This window comes from Pseudomonas sp. ES1 (genome assembly GCF_050586605.1).
GTDB lineage: Bacteria > Pseudomonadota > Gammaproteobacteria > Pseudomonadales > Pseudomonadaceae > Aquipseudomonas > Aquipseudomonas sichuanensis.
Genome location: NZ_JBOBDM010000139.1, coordinates 1 through 687, shown reverse-complemented (window position 1 = coordinate 687; position 687 = coordinate 1). Strand labels below are relative to the sequence as shown.

The 687-nt window shown below is 64.9% G+C and carries 1 protein-coding gene; it reads right to left on the bottom strand.

What is annotated here, in order from left to right; translation table 11 throughout:
* Positions 1-687 (bottom strand): AMP-binding protein (locus tag ACQ4N9_RS26500; RefSeq protein WP_430934119.1); only part of this gene is annotated, 687 nt, incomplete at both ends.

Genomic DNA, 687 nt, shown 5'->3' with positions numbered 1-687 from the left:
CACCGTCTGGTTGAGCACCGTCAGTACCGTTACCCCTTCCCGGCCCAGCAGGCGCAGGAAGTCTTCCGGCGAACGCGCCACGTCCTGCGGCACCACCACCAGCTTGCCGCCGTACAGCAGCGCACCGAAGATTTCCCAGACCGAGAAGTCGAAGGCGTACGAGTGGAACAGGCTCCACACATCCGTCTGGTCGAAATCGAACCAGGCTTCGGTGGCTTCGAACAGGCGCACCACGTTGTGGTGCGCCAGCAGCGCGCCTTTCGGCTTACCGGTCGAACCGGAGGTGTAGATGATGTAGGCCAGGTTGCCCGGCACCACGTTTTGTTCAGGATTGTGCTGCGGATAGCCATCCAGCGGGGTGTCCAGCAGCAAGGCCGGCACGCCGGGGAAGCGTTCTTGCAGCGAAGCCTGGGTCAGCAGCACGGCAATGCCGCTGTCCTCGACCATGAACGCCAGGCGCTCCTGCGGATAGATCGGGTCCAGCGGCACATAGGCGCCGCCGGCCTTGAGGATGGCCACAATCGCCACCACCATCGGCAGGCCGCGCTCCACCGCCAAGCCCACGCGCACCTCAGGGCCAACGCCCTGGGCAATCAGATAGTGAGCCAGCTGGTTGGCCTGGGCATTGAGTTCGGCATAGCTCAGGCGCTGCTCCTGGAACACCACGGCAGTGGCGTCCGGCACGCG